We start from the raw sequence: 16,724 nt of genomic DNA, 5'->3' as shown, positions 1-16,724 counted from the left end.
CCCGGTCCGGCTGCCCCAAACGGGTGACACAGATCGCATGGCATCGCTGACCTGCGGATCAGCCCGCACGCCTGTGCGCTTTGGGACGAGACCGTTTCTCTATGTACATCCGCTCGTCGGCCGACTGCAAGACCTCGTCCGCCGTCATACCGCAGTGGGCCCATCCGATACCGAAGCTGGCGCCCACCCGCATGGCACGGCCGTCGACCCTGATCGGCTGGATTATCTCGTTGCGCAGCCGCACCGCGAGGTCCTGCGCGTCGGCCCGCCCGAGCCCGTCGGCGAGCACCACGAACTCGTCACCGCCGAGCCGGGCGACCGTGTCCCCGTCGCGCACGGCGCCGCCCAGCCGGCGGGCCACCTCGATCAGCACGGAGTCCCCGGCGTTGTGCCCGAAGCGGTCGTTGATCGACTTGAAGCCGTCGAGGTCGCAGAAGAGAACCGCGAGCCCCTTCGTGCCGTCGTCCCGCTCCCCCTCGGGCGTGACGGTGTGCACATGGTGGTCGTACGCGTCGAACGCGTCCGGGCCCGGCCGGTAGTCGAAGCCGTGACCGTTCACGTCGTAGGCGCCGTTCGCGTCGAACCCGCCGTTCCCGCCACTCGCGTTGCGCGCGGCGACCACCTGCCCGTACGCCGCGTCGATCGTGTCGATGGTGTCGACCACGCCGGGTTCCGTCGCCGTGGGGCGCGCGCACAGCCGGGCGGCGAGCCGGGAGCGCAGCTCCGCGGAGTTCGGCAGCCCGGTGAGCGAGTCGTGCGAGGCCCGGTGGGCGAGCTGCAGCTCCCGGCGCTTGCGCTCCTCGATGTCCTCGACGTGGGTGAGCAGGAAGCGCGGCCCGTCGGCGGCGTCCGCGACCACGCTGTTGCGCAGCGACACCCACACGTACGTGCTGTCGCGGCGACAGAGCCTGAGTTCGGCGCGGCCGCCCTCGGCGGAGGTCCTGAGCAGGGTGCCGATGTCCTCGGGGTGGACGAGGTCGGAGAAGGAGTAGCGGCGCATCGAGGAGGCGGGGCGGCCGAGGAGCCGGCACAGCGCGTCGTTCGTCCGCAGGATCCGGCCGTGCTGGTCGCCGCCCATCTCGGCGACGGCCATGCCGGAGGGGGCGTACTCGAAGGCCTGCCGAAAGCTCTCTTCACTGGCGCGCAGCGCCTGCTGCTCGCGCTCCAGGCGGACGAGCGCGCGCTGCATGTTGGCTCGCAGGCGCGCGTTGCTGATGGCGATGGCGCCCTGGAACGCGTACATCTGCAGGGCCTCGCGGCCCCACGCGCCGGGGTGCCGCCCGTTGCGGGGGCGGTCCACGGACAGGACGCCGATCAGTTCGCCGCAGGAGACGCCCGGGACACCCGGGGTGTACATGGGGGCGAAGAGACGGTCGGCGGGGTGCCACTCGTCCTCGAAGCGCGGTTCGGGCCCGTCGGTGTACCACTGCGGGACGTCGTCGTCGTCGAGGACCCAGCCTTCGGTGTGCGGTATGAAGCGCAGGTCGCCCCACGCCTCCCCCATGTTCAGCCGGCGCTCCCAGGACTCGCGGGAGCCGGTGCGGCCGGTGATGAGCGCCTCGGCTGCGGAGTTCCCGGCGAGGGCGGCGACCACGAGGTCACCGTCGGGCTGGACGAGGTTGACGGCGGCCAGTTCGTAGCCGAGTCCGTTGACCACTCCGTCGGCGACGGTCTGCAGCGTGTCGGCCAGACTGCGGGCCGTGTTCATGTCCGCCATGACGGTATGCAGCTGCCGCAGGGTCGCAAGGCGGACGTACGGCTCCGACTCGGTCTCCATTCACCCTCCCCTCGAGACCTCGACAGCAACTCCAGGGCTCTCTCCCCGCCTACTCCCTGCCAGCTTCTCCGACACTGAATCACAGCGCGCTGCTCACTCGGTACACAGGGTCAACAAATTATGGCACCTGTGACTCAAGTCACAGGTGAAGATGAACAATTGAGTAGAGTTTCTGTGTTTTCGCGGTGCGTTTACTGAACGCAAATTTGTGGAACATGTGCGCGCGCCTGATGAGAGACAGACGAGAGACAAATGAGAGACAACAAGTCACACTCCGTCTTCGGTCCTAGGACCCGGTTCGGGCATTGGTCGGATGTGACGAACGCCGGCGGAGATTAGCGTCTTCCTGTGCTGAACACTTCCCCTGCCGCTCCTCCCGCCCCACCCGTGCATGCTGAGGGGGTGAGCAACGACGAGTTCCGCGCCGCCATGTCCCGGCTGACCGCAGGTGTGGTCCTGATGACCGCGCACGAGCCGCAGTCCGACCCGGACGGCCCGAGCGGCGAGGACATCGGCATGACGGCGACCTCCTTCATGTCCGTGTCCCTGGACCCGCCTCTCGTGCTCATCGGCCTGCGCGAGGGCTCCCGCATGGACGACCTGCTCGACGAGCAGCCCCTGTGGGCGGTCTCCTTCCTCTCCGAGAGCCAGAGTTCCGTCGCGAGCCGCTTCGCCATGAAGAACCGCATCTCGGACCGCCTGCTCTTCGCGGACGTGCCGTACGTCAGCGGGGAGGCGTCCGGTGCGCCGCTGCTGGACGGCGCTCTGGCGACCCTGGAGTGCCGCACCGAACAGCGGGTCACCGCGGGCGACCACACCCTGGTGATCGGCCGGGTGCTGACGTCCTCGCTACCGAGCGCGGACAGCAAACCGCTCACGTACTTCCAGGGCCGCTACCGACAGTTGGGATAGCCGCCCGCCGGGTCCTGCGGGACAGCCGCCCGCCCGGTGCTTCGGGACAGCCGCCCGCCCGGTCCTTCGGGGCGCCGCGACGGCGATCCGACCGTGTACGACCGTGAAGCCGGCCGCTCCGCCCCCGGGCTCTCAGCGGATGTGACACAGGCTCTCAGCCCCAGTCGCGCCCGGAACGGCCGCGCTTCGTGTCGCCCCGCTGCTTCTTCTCGCGGAGCCGGCGCTCGTTGATCCCCCGCGGAATACGGGTGGCCCGGCGGGGCCTGGGCGGCGGGGCGCTGGCCTCGGCGAGCAGGGAGGCGAGCCGGACGGCCGCCGTCTCCCGGTTGCGCCACTGGGACCGGTGCTCGGAGGCCCGCACGGCCACGACGCCGTCGACCAGCCGGTCGGCCAGTCTGGCGAGCGCCCGCTCCTTCCACACCGGCGGCAGCGACTCCGTCTTCGCGAGGTCGAAGCGCAGCTCCACCTGCGAGTCGGTGGTGTTGACGTGCTGGCCGCCCGGACCGGAGGAGCGCGAGAAACGCCACATGAGCTCGGCCTCGGGAAGCGAGACGGAGCCGCGGATGACGTGGGGACCGGACATGTCCCCATGGTCCCTTGTCTGTCCGGTCCACGTCACCCGCTTTTCGGTTACGACCCCGTGCACGACCGTGCGCGGACCGGCGCTCCCGCCCCGCCCGCGGTCCGTCTCCGACCCGCAGGTAAAGAAAGTAAAGGGGAGCGGAACCCTGGGGACCCCCATCGGCGTTCTTAGGGTTGGCGGTAGCTTCGTCACGTACGAAGCCCGACGCGCAGCACCGCACGACCCGTACGTACAAAAACGAGGGAAGGACTCCCAACAATGGCTGTAAGCCTGTCCAAGGGTGGCAACGTCTCGCTGACCAAGGAGGCTCCGGGCCTGACCGCCGTCACCGTGGGCCTCGGCTGGGACGTCCGCTCCACCACGGGAACCGACTTCGACCTGGACGCCTCGGCCATCGCGGTCAACCCCGAGGGCAAGGTCTACTCGGACGCCCACTTCATCTTCTTCAACAACAAGCAGACCCCGGACCAGACGATCGTCCACACGGGCGACAACCGGACGGGTGAGGGTGCCGGCGACGACGAGGCGATCAACGTCAACCTCGCGGGCCTCCCGGCCGACGTCGACAAGATCGTCTTCCCGGTCTCCATCTACGACGCGGAGACCCGCTCGCAGAACTTCGGCCAGGTCCGCAACGCGTACATCCGCATTGTGAACCAGGCCGGCGGCGTCGAGATCGCCCGTTACGACCTCTCGGAGGACGCGGCCACCGAGACGGCCATGGTCTTCGGTGAGCTGTACCGCAACGGCGCGGAGTGGAAGTTCCGCGCGGTCGGCCAGGGCTACGCGTCCGGCCTCGTCGGTATCGCCAAGGACTTCGGCGTCAGCGTCTGATCCCGGACCCGCACGACATTCGAGGGGCCTCGGTCCGGCTGCAGCCGGACCGAGGCCCCTCGTCCTGTCTCCACACCCACACCCATACCCGCGCCCGGGCCCGGGCCCGCGCCGCCGGACAGGCCCCGGGGCGCGGTGCGCGGTGCGCCAAGTGCACTGACCCGTGAGGTTGGGGACGCGGGGGACGCGGGGGACGGCGGCGGAGATCCTTGAGAAGCCGCCTAAGAAACCCCTAAGGCGAGTCGGGCCGGCCGTCCCCGTACAGCCAGTCCTTCCAGATCTCCGAGAAGTCCTGGTCGGGCGCCTTCTTCTCCACGTAGGCGGTGAAGTCGTCGGTGTCCGCGTTGCCGTGCCGGTGGGTGGCGGCCCAGCCCCGAAGGATGTCGTGGAACACCTTGTCGCCGACCGTCTCGCGGATCTTGTGCAGAACCATGGCGCCCCGCTCGTACACGGGGCTGTCGGAGATGCGCGCCGCGCTCGGCGGCCTGCCGGGCGGAAAAGCCCAGACGGCGTCGCTGTCCGCCTTCTTGTCGTAGTAGTCCCCCGCGTACAGGAGATCAAAGACTTCCTCGGCCGAGTCTCCGCCGTGGTCCTCGGCCCACAGCCACTCGGCGTACGTCGCGAAGCCCTCGTTGAGCCACATGTCGCGCCACGACTCAGAGGTGACGGAGTTCCCGTACCACTGGTGGACCAGCTCGTGGACGAGGAGGCCGATACCGGGGGCGCCGGGGAACACGGGCCGGTTCTGGGTCTCCAGGGCATACCCCGCGTCGTCCTTCCGCTCCACGATCGCGCCCGTCGACGAGAAGGGATACGGACCGAAGGTGCGCCCGGCCCACTCCATGATCTCGGGGATGCGACCGAGCACCTCATCACTCGCCGCCACCTGATCCGGATCCACGGCCACCTGAACAGGCAGCCCGTCCCCCATCTCCGAGCGGCGCAGCACGAACTCACCGACAGCCACCGTCGCCACATACGAAGCCATCGGCTCCCCGACATGCCAGTCGAAGACGGAACGCCCGCCCTTCGTCGTCTTCCTGCGCAACTCCCCGTTGGAGACGGCCTCCAGCCCTTCGGGCACGGAGATCTTGATGTCGTACGCCGCCTTGTCGCTCGGATGATGGTTCCCGGGAAACCACGCCATCGCCCCGGTGGGCTCACCGAGCGCGAGAGCCCCGTCCTCGGTGGGCAGCCAGCCCTCCTCCGAGCCGTCCGGATCGGTCACGGTCTCCGGCGACCCGGAGTAGCGAACGACCACGGTGAAGGCACCCCCCTTCTCCAGATCGTCACGAGGCCGGACGGTCAGCTCGTGATCACCACTGCGGTTGAACCGTGCGGTCTTCCCCTCCACCTCGACCGACCGGACCTTCATCCCCTTGAGGTCGAGATTGAACGCGCTGAGGTCCTTCTCCGCCCGCGCCTCGATCCGCGCCTTCCCCACCAGCCGACGCGCCCCGGGCTCGTAGTCGAGCGAGAGCCCGTACCGCGTGACGTCGTACCCGCCGTTGCCCGACTTGGGAAAGTACGGGTCCCGCACCCCGGAGCCCCCCGCGACACCGCGCACTCCTCCGTCGCAGGCTCCGAGGGCACACACCAGCAACGCGGCAACAGGAACAAGAACAGCAAACCGGGGCATGACGGCGATCCTAGGGCGGCGTGACACCATCACCCACGTGCTCGACATCGGCTACGCCCTCTCCTCGCGCTTCCCGGACCCCCCGCAGACCGACTACCGCCGCGCGGACGTCCACGCTCTGCGCCACGACCTGTTCTGCGGGGACGTCTATCTCGCCGACACCAAGGCGGACCGGGAGCTGTCCACAGGCTGGGGATGGGTGCCGGTACTCGACTTCGCGTGGGCGCTGTGCGACATCGTCGAACAGCTCGACAAGGACCCCCTGGGCAGCCGGGCCTCCCGCCCCCAGCGCGCCGAACTGGACTTCACCGAGTCCACCGACCGCATGCTCTTCGAGCGCCGCTTCGGCTGGGTCGACATCGAGTCCGACTGGATGCCCGGCGACGAGCCCCCGCTCACCTTCTCCCACGCCGAACTCCGCCGCGAGGCCCGCGACTTCCTCCACGACGTCCTGGCCGACCTGACCGACCTCCACGAGGCGCTCCGCGACAACCCGGCGATCTGGAACCTAGAGGCCCGCTTCCCCCGACTGCCCTGACCCCACCTCCCGGCGGCCACGGCAACCCGCACGCCACAGCACACGTCACATCTCACACGTCACATCCCACATCTCTGACGTCACACGTGTGACGTCAGACGTCACACGTCCACCCCCACCACCCGAACCCCCACCTCCGCGGCGAACACCCCCGCCAGATCCAACAACTGAGCCGGACTGATCACAGCCCCCGCCAGCCGGTCGACCCCGCGCGCGAAGTCCACCTCCGCGGCCCGCCGCAGATCCACGTCCGTCAACGACACCCCGCTGAAGTCCGCCTGCTTCAGTACGCAGTCCACGAACTCCACCCGCTCCAGCCGAGCACCCCCGAAGTCCGGCTCGACCAGCACGCACCCCTCGAACACCACATCCCGGATCCGGGCCTCGCGCAGATTCAGATAGTCGATCTTCCCCCCACGGAAGACCACCCGCTCCAGCACGGCGCCGTGCAACTGCACCCCGCCCAGCCGGGCATCGACCACCTCGACATCCCTCAAGGTCGCCGACCCGAGATCCGTACCCACTCCCCGCAGCCCGGTGAGCACGGAATCCAGCACGCGCGCATGATGCAGCCGCGTCTCGTCGACCGCGCACCCCGTCAACGCGCAGTCCATGAACCGCGCGCCCCCGCCGTCCTGCCCCACGAAGTCCACGTCGCTGAACCGCAGCCCGTCGTAATCCCCGTCCGGCTCCAGCTCACCACCCCCGTACGGCTCCAGCGGCGGCAGCCGCACCTCCGGCCTCCGCGCCCCCTTCACCCCTGCGCCCGCCTTCACCGCTCTGCTCGCCATGACCCCATCCTGCACCCGACCACTGACATCCCTTCTGACCAGCCAAGACCCCCGGATGTCACATTCCGAGCCCTCCGAACAGTCATAAGGAGGAAAGGAAACAAGGAAACAGAAGAGAAGCCACCAGGAAGAACGCCCCGCGGAGAGGGAGACACCACCCCATGCACCGCATCACCATCATCGGCGGCGGCTTCGCCGGCCTCACCGCCGCCATCACCGCCGCAGAGGCAGGCGCCAAGGTCACCGTGTTCGAGGCCCACCACACCCTCGGCGGCCGGGCCCGCACCGCCGAGGGCCCGTACAAGACGAACGAGGGCCCGCACGCCCTCTACAAGGGCGGCCCCCACTGGACCTGGCTGAAGCAGCGCGGCCTGCTCGGCGAACTGGCCCCGCTCCCGCCTCTGGAAGCCGCCCGTCTCCGCCTCCGCCACAAGGGCTCCCTGCGCCGTACCCCACCCCTCTCCATGCTCAGGCTCCTCCGCCGTACGCCCGAACAGGCCCCCGTGGACCAGGATTTCAGCACCTGGGCCACGCACATCGCAGGCGAGGAGGGCGCCACCGCCGCAGCCCACTACTCCGCGGTCGCGCTCTTCCACCACGACCCGGGCTCCCTCTCAGCGGCCTTCGTCCAGGAACGCCTGCGCCGCGCCACGAAACTCCCCCCGGAGGCGCACTACCCGCGCGGCGGCTGGGCGAGCGTCGTCGACAGGATGGCGGCCCGGGCCTGGAACCTGGGCGTACGGGTGGAGACCCTCGCCCGCGTCGACGCCGTCCCCGCCGACCACGGCCCGGTCATCGTCGCCACCTCACTCGACGCGGCCCGCGCCCTCCTCCGGGACAAGTCCCTGACCTGGCCGAGCGGCCGCACCGCCCTGATCGACCTGGCCGTCCGCACCCGCCGGGGCGACGCGTTCGCCGTCTCCGACCTCGACACCCCCGGCTGGATCGAGCGGTTCACGGCCCAGGACCGAACCCTCGCCCCACCCGGCGAACAGCTTCTCCAGGGCCAGATCCCGATCGCACCCCGCGAGTCCCGAGCGGACGGGATCACCCGCGCCGAGGACCTGCTCGACCTCGCCCTCCCGCACTGGCGCGGCCGGGTCACGTACCGCCGCGAGGCGCTCGCGAACGGCCGCACCGGCGCGGTCGACCTCCCCGGCACGAGCTGGCGCGACCGCCCGCGCGTGGCCCGTGGCGACGACATCTACCTGGCGGGGGACCAGGTGGCGGCCCCGGGAGTGCTCTCCGAGGTGTCGTTCAACAGCGCGCTGGAAGCAGTGTCCCTGGCCCTCAGGATCCGCAGCAGGGCAGGCCTTGACCTCAAGCATGCTTGACGTTGAAGGCTGGGACTCGCCCACGCCGCGACACCACACCCCGGGGGAGCCCCATGCCGGCCGCGCACTCCACGCACTCCACACGCTCCATGCACGCCATCCGCCTCCACCGCTTCCCCCTGGCGGACGCGGCCGCCGCACACCACGCGCTGGAGACCAGGGCGACCATCGGCAAGGTGGTCCTGGAGCCCTGACTCGACTCCGAGCGACACCGTCATCCAGGCCCCGACCCGGTCATCGTCATCGTCGCCGTCACCCGGACTCAGCGCCCGGGCGCCTAAGCGACCCCGCAGCACCCGCCCGCCTCAGCGCCCCAGCAACACCCGCCCGCCAGCCTCAGCGCCCCAGCAACACCCGCGCGATGGCCACCTGCCGGCCATCCAGCTCCTCGCCCTCCTCGACCCGCCACAGCGAGTTCTGGAGCACCCGCCCCAGCGTCCAGGCACGCGCCCGGCCCCGGTCCACGCCCAGCGTCTCCGTCATCAGGTCGAAGCGGCGCGTCAACCCGCCCTCGTCGTACCGGTTCCAGAGTGCGGGCAGCAGTTCGAAGCAGGGGTCCCCGGCGAGCGGCTTCGGGTCGATGACGAGCCAGGGTTCGCGGTCGGCCGCGAGGACGTTCCCGAAGTGCAGATCCCAGTGCAGCAGCCGGTCCCCGGGCTCGTCCGCGACCTCCCGCACGGCCGCCGCGCAGTCCGCCAGCAGGCGCCGGTCCTCTTCCGCCGCAAGGGACTTGAGGACGGGCGGCAGCCGCTCGAACATGCCCGCCGTGATGCCGTCCAGCCGCCGCAGCCCCGCCGGCGCCGGCACCGCTGTGATCCGCGCCAGCAGCCCGGCCAGCACCGCGGTCGCCTTCATCACATCCGGTAGGGCGGTCAACGGCCGGTCCTCGTCGAGCCGTTCCAGGAGCAGGGTGCCGGTCTCCGCGTCCTCGGCCAGCAGCCGTACGACCCCGTCACCGCCCCAGGTCCGCAGCGCCGACCCCTCACCGGCCGTCTCCTCGTCGACGTCCTGCAGCTTCAGCGCGGCCCGTGTCCCGTCGCCGCACACCACCGGCAGCACGACCGAAACCCGCCCGCTCATCGGCGCCCCCTCCTGCCGCAGCCCCCACCGCTCCAGGAACCGCCCGCCCCGCTCCAGCAGCCGCCCGCACCCGACCATCCCTCCCCCTTCCGCCCCCCCTGCCGTTCCCGCACACCTTCACTCTCCCCTCCACCCGCACGAAACCCAGGAAACCAATGAAACCCACGGAACCCACGGAACCCACGGGACCTGAAGGAGACACCCACTGCCCGGAGAAGCTAACGTCCCGAGCATGAGCAGCACGGAGAACGCGGGCAGCGCGTCCGGCTCGGACAACGCGTCCGGCACGGAGCACACGCCCCCCGCGCCCCGCACACCCCCCACGTCACACGCGCCACACACCCCCCGCACCGTCGTCAACGGCGGCATATCGTTCTGGTACGCCCAGGAGGGACTCCCCTCCCCCCGCGAGCCCCTCCCGGGTGACGCGAGCGCCGACGTGGTGATCGTCGGCGGGGGCTACACAGGCCTGTGGACCGCGTACTACCTGAAGAAGGCCGCCCCCTTCCTGCGCATCACCGTCCTGGAGCAGAAGTTCTGCGGCTACGGCGCCTCCGGCCGCAACGGCGGCTGGCTCTACAACGGCATCGCGGGCCGCGACCGGTATGCGCACCTGCACGGCCACGAGGCCGCCGTACGCCTCCAGGAGGCCATGAACGCCACGGTCGCCGAGGTCGTCAGGGTCGCGGGGGAGGAAGGCATCGAGGCGGACATCCACCAGGGCGGCGTCCTCGAAGTCGCGTACACCCCGGCCCAGCTGGCCCGCCTGAAGGCCTTCCACGAGACGGAGCTCTCGTACGGCGAGAAAGACCGCGAGCTCTACGGCGCGCGCGAGACCGCGGACCGGATCCGCGTCGCGGACGCCCTCGGCTCCACCTGGACCCCGCACGGCGCCCGCCTGCACCCGGTCAAGCTGCTCAAGGGCCTCGCGACGGCCGTCGAGGCGCTCGGCGTCACGATCCACGAGTCGACGCCCGTCACCGAGATCAGACCGAAGCACGCCGTCACCCCGTACGGAACGGTCCGCGCCCCTTACGTACTGCGCTGCACCGAGGGATTCACGGCCTCCCTGAAGGGCCACAAACGCACCTGGCTCCCCATGAACTCCTCGATGATCGCCACCGAGCCCCTGACCCCCGCCCAGTGGGAGTCCGTCGGCTGGGAAGGCCGGGAGACCCTCGGCGACATGGCCCACGCCTACATGTACGCCCAGCGCACCGCCGACGACCGCATCGCGCTCGGCGGCCGGGGCGCCCCGTACCGCTTCGGCTCGCGCACGGACAACGACGGCCGCACCCAGGCGTCGACGGTCGAGGCCCTGCGGAAGATCCTGGGCCGCTTCTTCCCGCAGCTCGCGGACGTGGCGGTGGCCCACGCCTGGTCGGGCGTACTCGGTGTACCGCGCGACTGGTGCGCCTCGGTCACCCTCGACCGCTCCACCGGCCTCGGCTGGGCCGGCGGCTACGTCGGCTCGGGTGTCGCCACGGCCAACCTTGCCGCCCGCACCCTCCGGGACCTGATCCAGCGGGACTCGGGCCAGTCGGGCGCGACCGACCTCACCGCCCTGCCCTGGGTCGAACACAAGGTCCGCAAGTGGGAACCCGAGCCTTTCCGCTGGCTCGGGGTACAGGGCATGTACGCGACGTATCGAGCCGCCGACCGCCGCGAACTCACCACCCATGCCGCACAGTCGTCCCGGATCGCGCGAATCGCCGACCGGGTCACGGGCCGCTGAGACAGGGGAACCCCATGAGCACCACAGTCATGGACACCGTCCGTTACTCCTCCGACGGCCAGCTCCTCGACATCCATCGCGCCGCCGCCCCGGACGCCCCGACGGTCCTGCTCTGGCACGGCCGCGGCCCCGCCGAGCGGGACGTCCTCGGCGCGCTGGCGGCAGAGGTCGCCCGTCTCGGCGCCACCGTCATAGTCCCCGACTGGCACCCGGACGCCCCCGACGGCGGCCGCCCCCAGCTCTCCGATTCCCTCCGCTTCACCTGGGACTTCGTACGGGACCCGGCACAGGTCGTCCTCGTCGGCTGGTCCCTGGGCGGCCGCGCCGCGATGGCCACGGCCCTGCGCCCCGACCCGCCGGAGGGCTGGCGCCCGGCCGCCGTGGTCGGCATCTCCGCCCGCTACAACCAGCCCGAACCGCTGCTCGGTCTGCCCTCCCCGATGGACGTCTGCGCCTCCGCCCCACCTCTGCCCATCCACCTGGTGCACGGCACGGAGGACACCGTGTGCGACTTCGCCAACGCGGGCGAGTTCCAGTCGGTCCTGGCCGCCTGCGGCCGCGAAGCCCCGCTCACGGAACTCACCACGGACCACCCGGGCGCGGTCATGGCCGAGTACGCCCCCCAACTGGGCCGCTGCCGCCCCGCCCACTCCGGCTCCGCGCACCGCGAGGGCCTGCGCACGGCCCGCGTCATCGCCCGAGCGGCAGGCATCCCCACCCAAAAGGCCCAGGCCACGAAGTGACCTGGGCCTGACGGCACTACATCAAGAGCCCCCTATCGGATTCGAACCGATGACCTGATCATTACAAGTGACCTGCTCGTTCCAGCTGAGCTAAGGGGGCACCGCGCACAACAACGCCGTACGCGAAGGCGGCTCCACTGTACACAGCCCCCCTCCTCCCGATCCACGTAGTTGCCCTGGCAGCGGACCCCGAAAGCCATGCGTAACCACCCGCGCACCTGTTCGTTGAACGGACTGAAGTGCTGTTCCGAAGATCGGATCGCGAGGGGGGCTCGTGGAAGAGGCGGCGGAGAAGCCGAAGGCGGTGAAGGGTGTCCAGGCCGAGCGCATCAAGCGTGAGGAGCTCGGCATCGAAGAGCGCCGCAAGCACGCGGGCCGCAAGGCGACCCCGCTCAGGAGTCACGCCAAGGAGACGGGCGCCCAGCATCGCGTCTACCGGTTCCGCTTCTATCCGACCGAGACGCAGGCCGAGCAGTTGGTCAGGACGTTCGGTGCTTGCCGGTGGGTCTACAACGAGGGGCTGGCCCTGCGGTCGGGAGCCTGGGAGCAGCACCGGGTGAGGGTGGGGTTCGCGGAGACGTGTCGAGCGCTGACGGGTTGGAAGCAGGCCGAGGAGAGGGCCTGGCTGAAGGAGGTGTCGTCGACGGTGTTGCAGCAGGCTCTGCGGCATCTCGATCAGGCGTTCACGCGGTTCTTCAGGGAGGTGGCGAAGTACCCGAAGCCGAGGAAAAAGCAGCGGTCGCGGGATGCGGCGACGTATGTGCGTACGGGGTTCAGATGGGTCGAGGATCCCGAGCGGCCGGGGACGGGTCTGATCACGCTCGCCAAGCAGTCCGAGCCGTTGGACGTTCGTTGGTCCCGGGCGCTTCCCGCGGGGGCGGTTCCGGTGCGGTTGTCGGTGATGCGGGATCGGGCGGGTCGGTATTTCGTGTCCGCGCTCGTGGAGGAGCGTGTGTCGTCGCTGCCTGCTGTCTTCCTGTCGGGTTCGCGGGAGCCGAAGGCGGTCGGGCTGGACTTGGGGCTGGCGTCCTTGGTGACGCTCGATGACGGTACGAAGCTGGATCATCCGCGGTTGTTGAAGCGGTACGCGGAGAAGTTGGCGCGGTTGCAGCGGGAGTTGCACAGGAAGGTGAAGGGATCCCAGAACCGGGACAAGGTCAGGCAGAGGATCGCGCGTCTCTACGCGCTCATCGGTGATGTACGCAGGGACATGCTGGACCAGTTCACGACCCGCCTCGTGCGCGAGAACCAAGTGCTCGTGGTGGAGGACCTGTCCATCGTGACCCTGTTGCGGCCGGCTCGTGGGAAGGGCCGTCGGCGCAAGGCGGGGCTGAGTCGGGCGATCCTCGATGCCGGGTGGGGTGAGCTGTTGCGGCAGCTGCGTTACAAGTGTGAGTGGTACGGCCGGACACTGGTGGTCGTGGACCGTTTCTTCCCCTCCACCCGGCGGTGCTCAGCGTGTCATGTGAAGGGCCCGAAGCTGGATGTCTCGGTCCGGGAGTGGGCATGCGCCGAGTGCGGCGCGGTGCACGACCGGGACGTGAACGCGGCGGTGAATCTGCGGGACGAGGGAATGCGCCTGTACTGGTTGGTGGCCTCCGCGCTGCCTCCGGGCAGGCAGGCTCCGGCTGTGATCAAGGCTTCGGAGCTGGAGGAGTGTCTGCTGGCCGCGTAGTCGGGCCGGTGCGCAGTACGAGCCCAGTGAGCGGTACGGACCGACGGGCCGTCGGCCGGAATGCCTGTGGAGTTTGCGTGAGACCGTGCGTGGCGGCGGGGTAGCCCGCCGTCCGTCGGCAGCGGGCTGTGAAGCAGGAAGCCTCGGCAAGGCCAAAAGTGCGGTGCTCTGCCCCGCCATCGAAAATTTCATCGAAGTTCACACCCTCTCGCCTACTGACAGGGCGATGAACGCGGGGTAGCGTCACGATCCAGTCCGCCCATGTGGACTACACCACTACGGATCGTTCCGTGGCGGTACACCACCTTTACAACGGATCGTCCGGCACGTTCCTGCCGGTGAAGGGGGCCCTCACCATGGCCACTGTCTCGTTCAACAAGGCGACCCGCACCTACCCGGGTGGCGACAAGCCCGCCGTCGACCAGCTCGAACTCGACGTCGCGGACGGCGAGTTCCTCGTCCTCGTCGGCCCCTCCGGCTGCGGAAAGTCCACCTCCCTGCGCATGCTCGCGGGTCTTGAGGACGTCAACGGCGGTTCGATCCACATCGGTGACCGTGACGTCACGCACCTGCCGCCCAAGGACCGGGACATCGCCATGGTGTTCCAGAACTACGCGCTGTACCCGCACATGACGGTCGCGGACAACATGGGCTTCGCCCTGAAGATCGCCGGCGTCAACAAGGCCGAGATCCGCCAGAAGGTCGAGGACGCGGCGAAGATCCTCGACCTCACCGACTACCTGGCCCGCAAGCCCAAGGCGCTCTCCGGCGGTCAGCGCCAGCGTGTCGCCATGGGCCGCGCCATCGTGCGTGAGCCCCAGGTGTTCCTCATGGACGAGCCGCTGTCGAACCTCGACGCCAAGCTCCGCGTCTCGACCCGTACGCAGATCGCGTCGCTGCAGCGCCGCCTCGGCATCACCACCGTGTACGTCACCCACGACCAGGTCGAGGCCATGACCATGGGCGACCGCGTGGCGGTCCTCAAGGACGGGCTGCTCCAGCAGGTCGACTCGCCGCGCAACATGTACGACCGGCCGAACAACCTCTTCGTCGCCGGGTTCATCGGCTCCCCCGCCATGAACCTGGTCGAGGTCCCGATCACCGACGGCGGCGTGAAGTTCGGCAACAGCGTGGTGCCCGTCAACCGCGAGGCCCTCAAGGCCGCCTCCGACAAGGGTGACCGTACGGTCACGGTCGGCGTCCGTCCCGAGCACTTCGAGATCGTCGAGCAGGGCGGCACCGCCGCGACCGTCCTCTCGAAGGAGACCGAGGACGCCCCGGCGGGCCTCGCCGTCACGGTCAACGTCGTCGAGGAGCTCGGCGCCGACGGCTACGTCTACGGCAGCGCCCAGATGGGCGACGACCTCCAGGACCTGGTCGTCCGCGTCAGCGGCCGCGCGGTCCCGGAGAAGGGCGCCACCCTGCACGTCGTGCCGCGCCCGGGCGAGACCCACGTGTTCTCGACCTCCACCGGCGAGCGCCTCACCGACTGATCCGGGCCGATACGGACCGATCCGGGTTGGTCCGGGCCGATACGGGTTGGTCCCGTGCGGCCCCGACCGGCCGGGCGGATCCCGGAGAATTCACCCAGGTTGACGAAGAAGGCCCCGCAGACTGCTGCGGGGCCTTCTTCGCTGTCGACAAATAACCCGACAGACCGGTCATTTCGACACCCGTTCGTCAACATCAAACTCGAAAATCGGCGCTTCCCCGTCCCCCGAACTGATTACTAAATGTCTCCAAATCATCACTCCACGCTACCCTCACTCGCGTGAAGCACTCCACTAACCACTCGACGCGACACGGCCGCGGCCCCGCCGACCGACCGACCCGCCACGGCCGCGGCCCGGCCCGCCGAATCGGCCGTACTCTCGCCCTCGTTCTGCCCGTCGTCCTGGTGCTCTCCGGGACACTCGCGGTCACCAGGGTCAACTGGTCGGGGAGCGACTCCTCGACATCTGCACTCGCCGCCTCCGCCGAGGACGTCTCCCGGCGCGCCCCGTCCCGCGCCGCGCAGGACGTGCTGCGCGACCAACTCCTCCTGGAGCTCCAGGAGAAGAGCCCGGGGGTCGCCCTCACTCATCTCCAGGAGGCCGTGAACGGCCGTCCGTCCCTCGGCAGGCACTGCGCCTCCATCGCCCGTGCCCTGGGCCGCGCGGCGGTGCGTGCGTACGGCCCGACCCGAGCCCAGTCGTTCGCCCGCCCGGTGTGCGACACGTCCTTCGCAACGGGCGTAGCAGCCCAGCACACCTGAGCCCGGTTCCGGCCGCGGGGCGCACAAACCCCGACGGCCCACCCCGCGGGGCGCCACGTAAAGTTCGGGCATGACCGATCCGAACGCAGCGTCGCGCCCCGTTCAAGCCATCGTCCTGGCCGGCGGCCAGGGGTCCCGGCTGCGTCCCTACACCGACGACCGACCCAAGCCGATGGTCGAGATCCCCGGCACCGGGACCCCGATCATCGGCCACCAGCTGTCCTGGCTCGCCGAGGAGGGCGTCACCGACGTCGTCGTCTCCTGTGGTCATCTCGCCGAGGTTCTCCAGCAGTGGCTGGAGTCGGCGGATCTGCCCGTCTCCGTGACCACCGTGGTCGAGTCGGAGCCCCTGGGCCGTGGTGGCGGCCTCAAGTACGCCGCCAAGCACCTGCCTCACCCCGACCGCCCCTGGTACGCGACGAACGGTGACATCTGGACCCGTTTCTCGCTGCGTGAGATGGCGGACTTCCACACCGAGCGCGACGCGGTGGCGACCCTCGCGCTGGCCCGCCCCCGCATCCCGTGGGGCGCCGTGGAGACCGACGACTTCGGCCACATCACGGACTTCATCGAGTCCCCGCCGACCGCGTACGGAATCAACGCGGGTGTGTACGTCTTCTCGCCCGAGTTCGCCGAGCTGCTGCCCGCCCTCGGTGACCACGAGCGCTCCACGTTCCCGCGCCTGGCCCGCGAACGACGCCTGGCCGGCTACCCGATCCCGCAGGGCGCCTACTGGCGCGCCATCGACACCGCGAAGGACCTCACCGAGGCGGCCAAGGAGCTGGCGGCGCTGGGCCGTTGAGGCCTCCCCGTCACCCGCCTCCGCTCG

General features: G+C 70.0%; 15 protein-coding genes, 1 tRNA gene and 1 pseudogene. 11 read left to right on the top strand and 6 right to left on the bottom strand.

What is annotated here, in order from left to right:
* Positions 1-58: 58 nt before the first annotated feature.
* Entirely contained in the window at positions 59-1,777 is a 1,719-nt protein-coding gene (cdgB, locus tag AB0D14_RS20480; RefSeq protein ID WP_362780935.1) for a diguanylate cyclase CdgB, read from the bottom strand.
* A 348-nt stretch (positions 1,778-2,125) separates the two neighbouring features.
* Between cdgB and AB0D14_RS20475 the strand changes: the two genes are divergently transcribed.
* A complete protein-coding gene (locus AB0D14_RS20475; protein WP_362780933.1) occupies positions 2,126-2,689 on the top strand; it encodes a flavin reductase family protein in 564 nt (187 codons plus the stop codon).
* Between the two features lie 154 nt (positions 2,690-2,843).
* Here AB0D14_RS20475 and arfB read toward each other — a convergent pair whose 3' ends face one another.
* Positions 2,844-3,272 carry an alternative ribosome rescue aminoacyl-tRNA hydrolase ArfB gene (arfB, locus tag AB0D14_RS20470; protein ID WP_362780931.1) on the bottom strand — a complete coding sequence of 143 codons (429 nt, stop codon included), beginning with the start codon at positions 3,270-3,272 and terminating at the stop codon, positions 2,844-2,846.
* A 258-nt stretch (positions 3,273-3,530) separates the two neighbouring features.
* On the opposite strand from arfB, the gene AB0D14_RS20465 reads away from it, so the two are divergent.
* Complete coding sequence (locus AB0D14_RS20465) at positions 3,531-4,106, top strand: TerD family protein (RefSeq protein WP_362780929.1); 576 nt, start codon at positions 3,531-3,533, stop codon at positions 4,104-4,106.
* A 232-nt stretch (positions 4,107-4,338) separates the two neighbouring features.
* On the opposite strand, the gene AB0D14_RS20460 is transcribed toward AB0D14_RS20465, so the two are convergent.
* Positions 4,339-5,745 (bottom strand): M1 family metallopeptidase, encoded by a 1,407-nt coding sequence (locus tag AB0D14_RS20460; RefSeq protein WP_362780926.1) that lies wholly within the window; start codon positions 5,743-5,745, stop codon positions 4,339-4,341.
* A 37-nt stretch (positions 5,746-5,782) separates the two neighbouring features.
* On the opposite strand from AB0D14_RS20460, the gene AB0D14_RS20455 reads away from it, so the two are divergent.
* Positions 5,783-6,283: a hypothetical protein gene (locus tag AB0D14_RS20455; RefSeq protein WP_362781141.1), complete on the top strand. Its 501-nt coding sequence runs from the start codon at positions 5,783-5,785 to the stop codon at positions 6,281-6,283.
* A gap of 101 nt (positions 6,284-6,384) precedes the next feature.
* On the opposite strand, the gene AB0D14_RS20450 is transcribed toward AB0D14_RS20455, so the two are convergent.
* On the bottom strand, positions 6,385-7,074 hold the full coding sequence (locus AB0D14_RS20450) for a pentapeptide repeat-containing protein (RefSeq protein ID WP_362780924.1): 690 nt from the start codon (positions 7,072-7,074) through the stop codon (positions 6,385-6,387).
* A 161-nt stretch (positions 7,075-7,235) separates the two neighbouring features.
* On the opposite strand from AB0D14_RS20450, the gene AB0D14_RS20445 reads away from it, so the two are divergent.
* Entirely contained in the window at positions 7,236-8,408 is a 1,173-nt protein-coding gene (locus AB0D14_RS20445; protein ID WP_362780921.1) for an FAD-dependent oxidoreductase, read from the top strand.
* Positions 8,409-8,515: 107 nt separating this feature from the next.
* Positions 8,516-8,602: pseudogene (locus AB0D14_RS20440) on the top strand (zinc-binding dehydrogenase); the annotation flags it as partial.
* Positions 8,603-8,744: 142 nt separating this feature from the next.
* On the opposite strand, the gene AB0D14_RS20435 reads toward AB0D14_RS20440, so the two are convergent.
* The gene (locus AB0D14_RS20435; RefSeq protein ID WP_362780919.1) at positions 8,745-9,566 is read right to left on the bottom strand and encodes an aminoglycoside phosphotransferase family protein; all 822 of its coding nucleotides are present in this window, start codon (positions 9,564-9,566) and stop codon (positions 8,745-8,747) included.
* Positions 9,567-9,720: 154 nt separating this feature from the next.
* Here AB0D14_RS20435 and AB0D14_RS20430 point away from each other — a divergent pair, with 154 nt between their 5' ends.
* Positions 9,721-11,223: an FAD-dependent oxidoreductase gene (locus AB0D14_RS20430; protein ID WP_362780917.1), complete on the top strand. Its 1,503-nt coding sequence runs from the start codon at positions 9,721-9,723 to the stop codon at positions 11,221-11,223.
* A gap of 14 nt (positions 11,224-11,237) precedes the next feature.
* The gene (locus tag AB0D14_RS20425; protein ID WP_362780916.1) at positions 11,238-11,966 is read left to right on the top strand and encodes an alpha/beta fold hydrolase; all 729 of its coding nucleotides are present in this window, start codon (positions 11,238-11,240) and stop codon (positions 11,964-11,966) included.
* Positions 11,967-11,992: 26 nt separating this feature from the next.
* Here AB0D14_RS20425 and AB0D14_RS20420 read toward each other — a convergent pair.
* Positions 11,993-12,066, bottom strand: a tRNA-Thr gene (locus AB0D14_RS20420).
* Between the two features lie 174 nt (positions 12,067-12,240).
* Here AB0D14_RS20420 and AB0D14_RS20415 point away from each other — a divergent pair.
* The 4 genes from AB0D14_RS20415 (at position 12,241) to AB0D14_RS20400 (ending at position 16,697) form a co-directional block, all read left to right on the top strand.
* Positions 12,241-13,641: an RNA-guided endonuclease TnpB family protein gene (locus tag AB0D14_RS20415; protein WP_362780915.1), complete on the top strand. Its 1,401-nt coding sequence runs from the start codon at positions 12,241-12,243 to the stop codon at positions 13,639-13,641.
* A 356-nt stretch (positions 13,642-13,997) separates the two neighbouring features.
* The gene (gene ugpC, locus AB0D14_RS20410) at positions 13,998-15,134 is read left to right on the top strand and encodes a sn-glycerol-3-phosphate ABC transporter ATP-binding protein UgpC (RefSeq protein ID WP_362781139.1); all 1,137 of its coding nucleotides are present in this window, start codon (positions 13,998-14,000) and stop codon (positions 15,132-15,134) included.
* Between the two features lie 278 nt (positions 15,135-15,412).
* A complete protein-coding gene (locus AB0D14_RS20405) occupies positions 15,413-15,895 on the top strand; it encodes a hypothetical protein (RefSeq protein WP_362780913.1) in 483 nt (160 codons plus the stop codon).
* A 70-nt stretch (positions 15,896-15,965) separates the two neighbouring features.
* Complete coding sequence (locus AB0D14_RS20400) at positions 15,966-16,697, top strand: nucleotidyltransferase family protein (RefSeq protein WP_362780911.1); 732 nt, start codon at positions 15,966-15,968, stop codon at positions 16,695-16,697.
* Positions 16,698-16,724: the final 27 nt, after the last annotated feature.

The sequence above is a fragment of the Streptomyces sp. NPDC048484 genome, from assembly GCF_040651415.1.
Lineage (GTDB): Bacteria > Actinomycetota > Actinomycetes > Streptomycetales > Streptomycetaceae > Streptomyces.
Note: the sequence above shows the minus strand (reverse complement) of the source record. Positions and strands in the feature narration are given on the sequence as shown.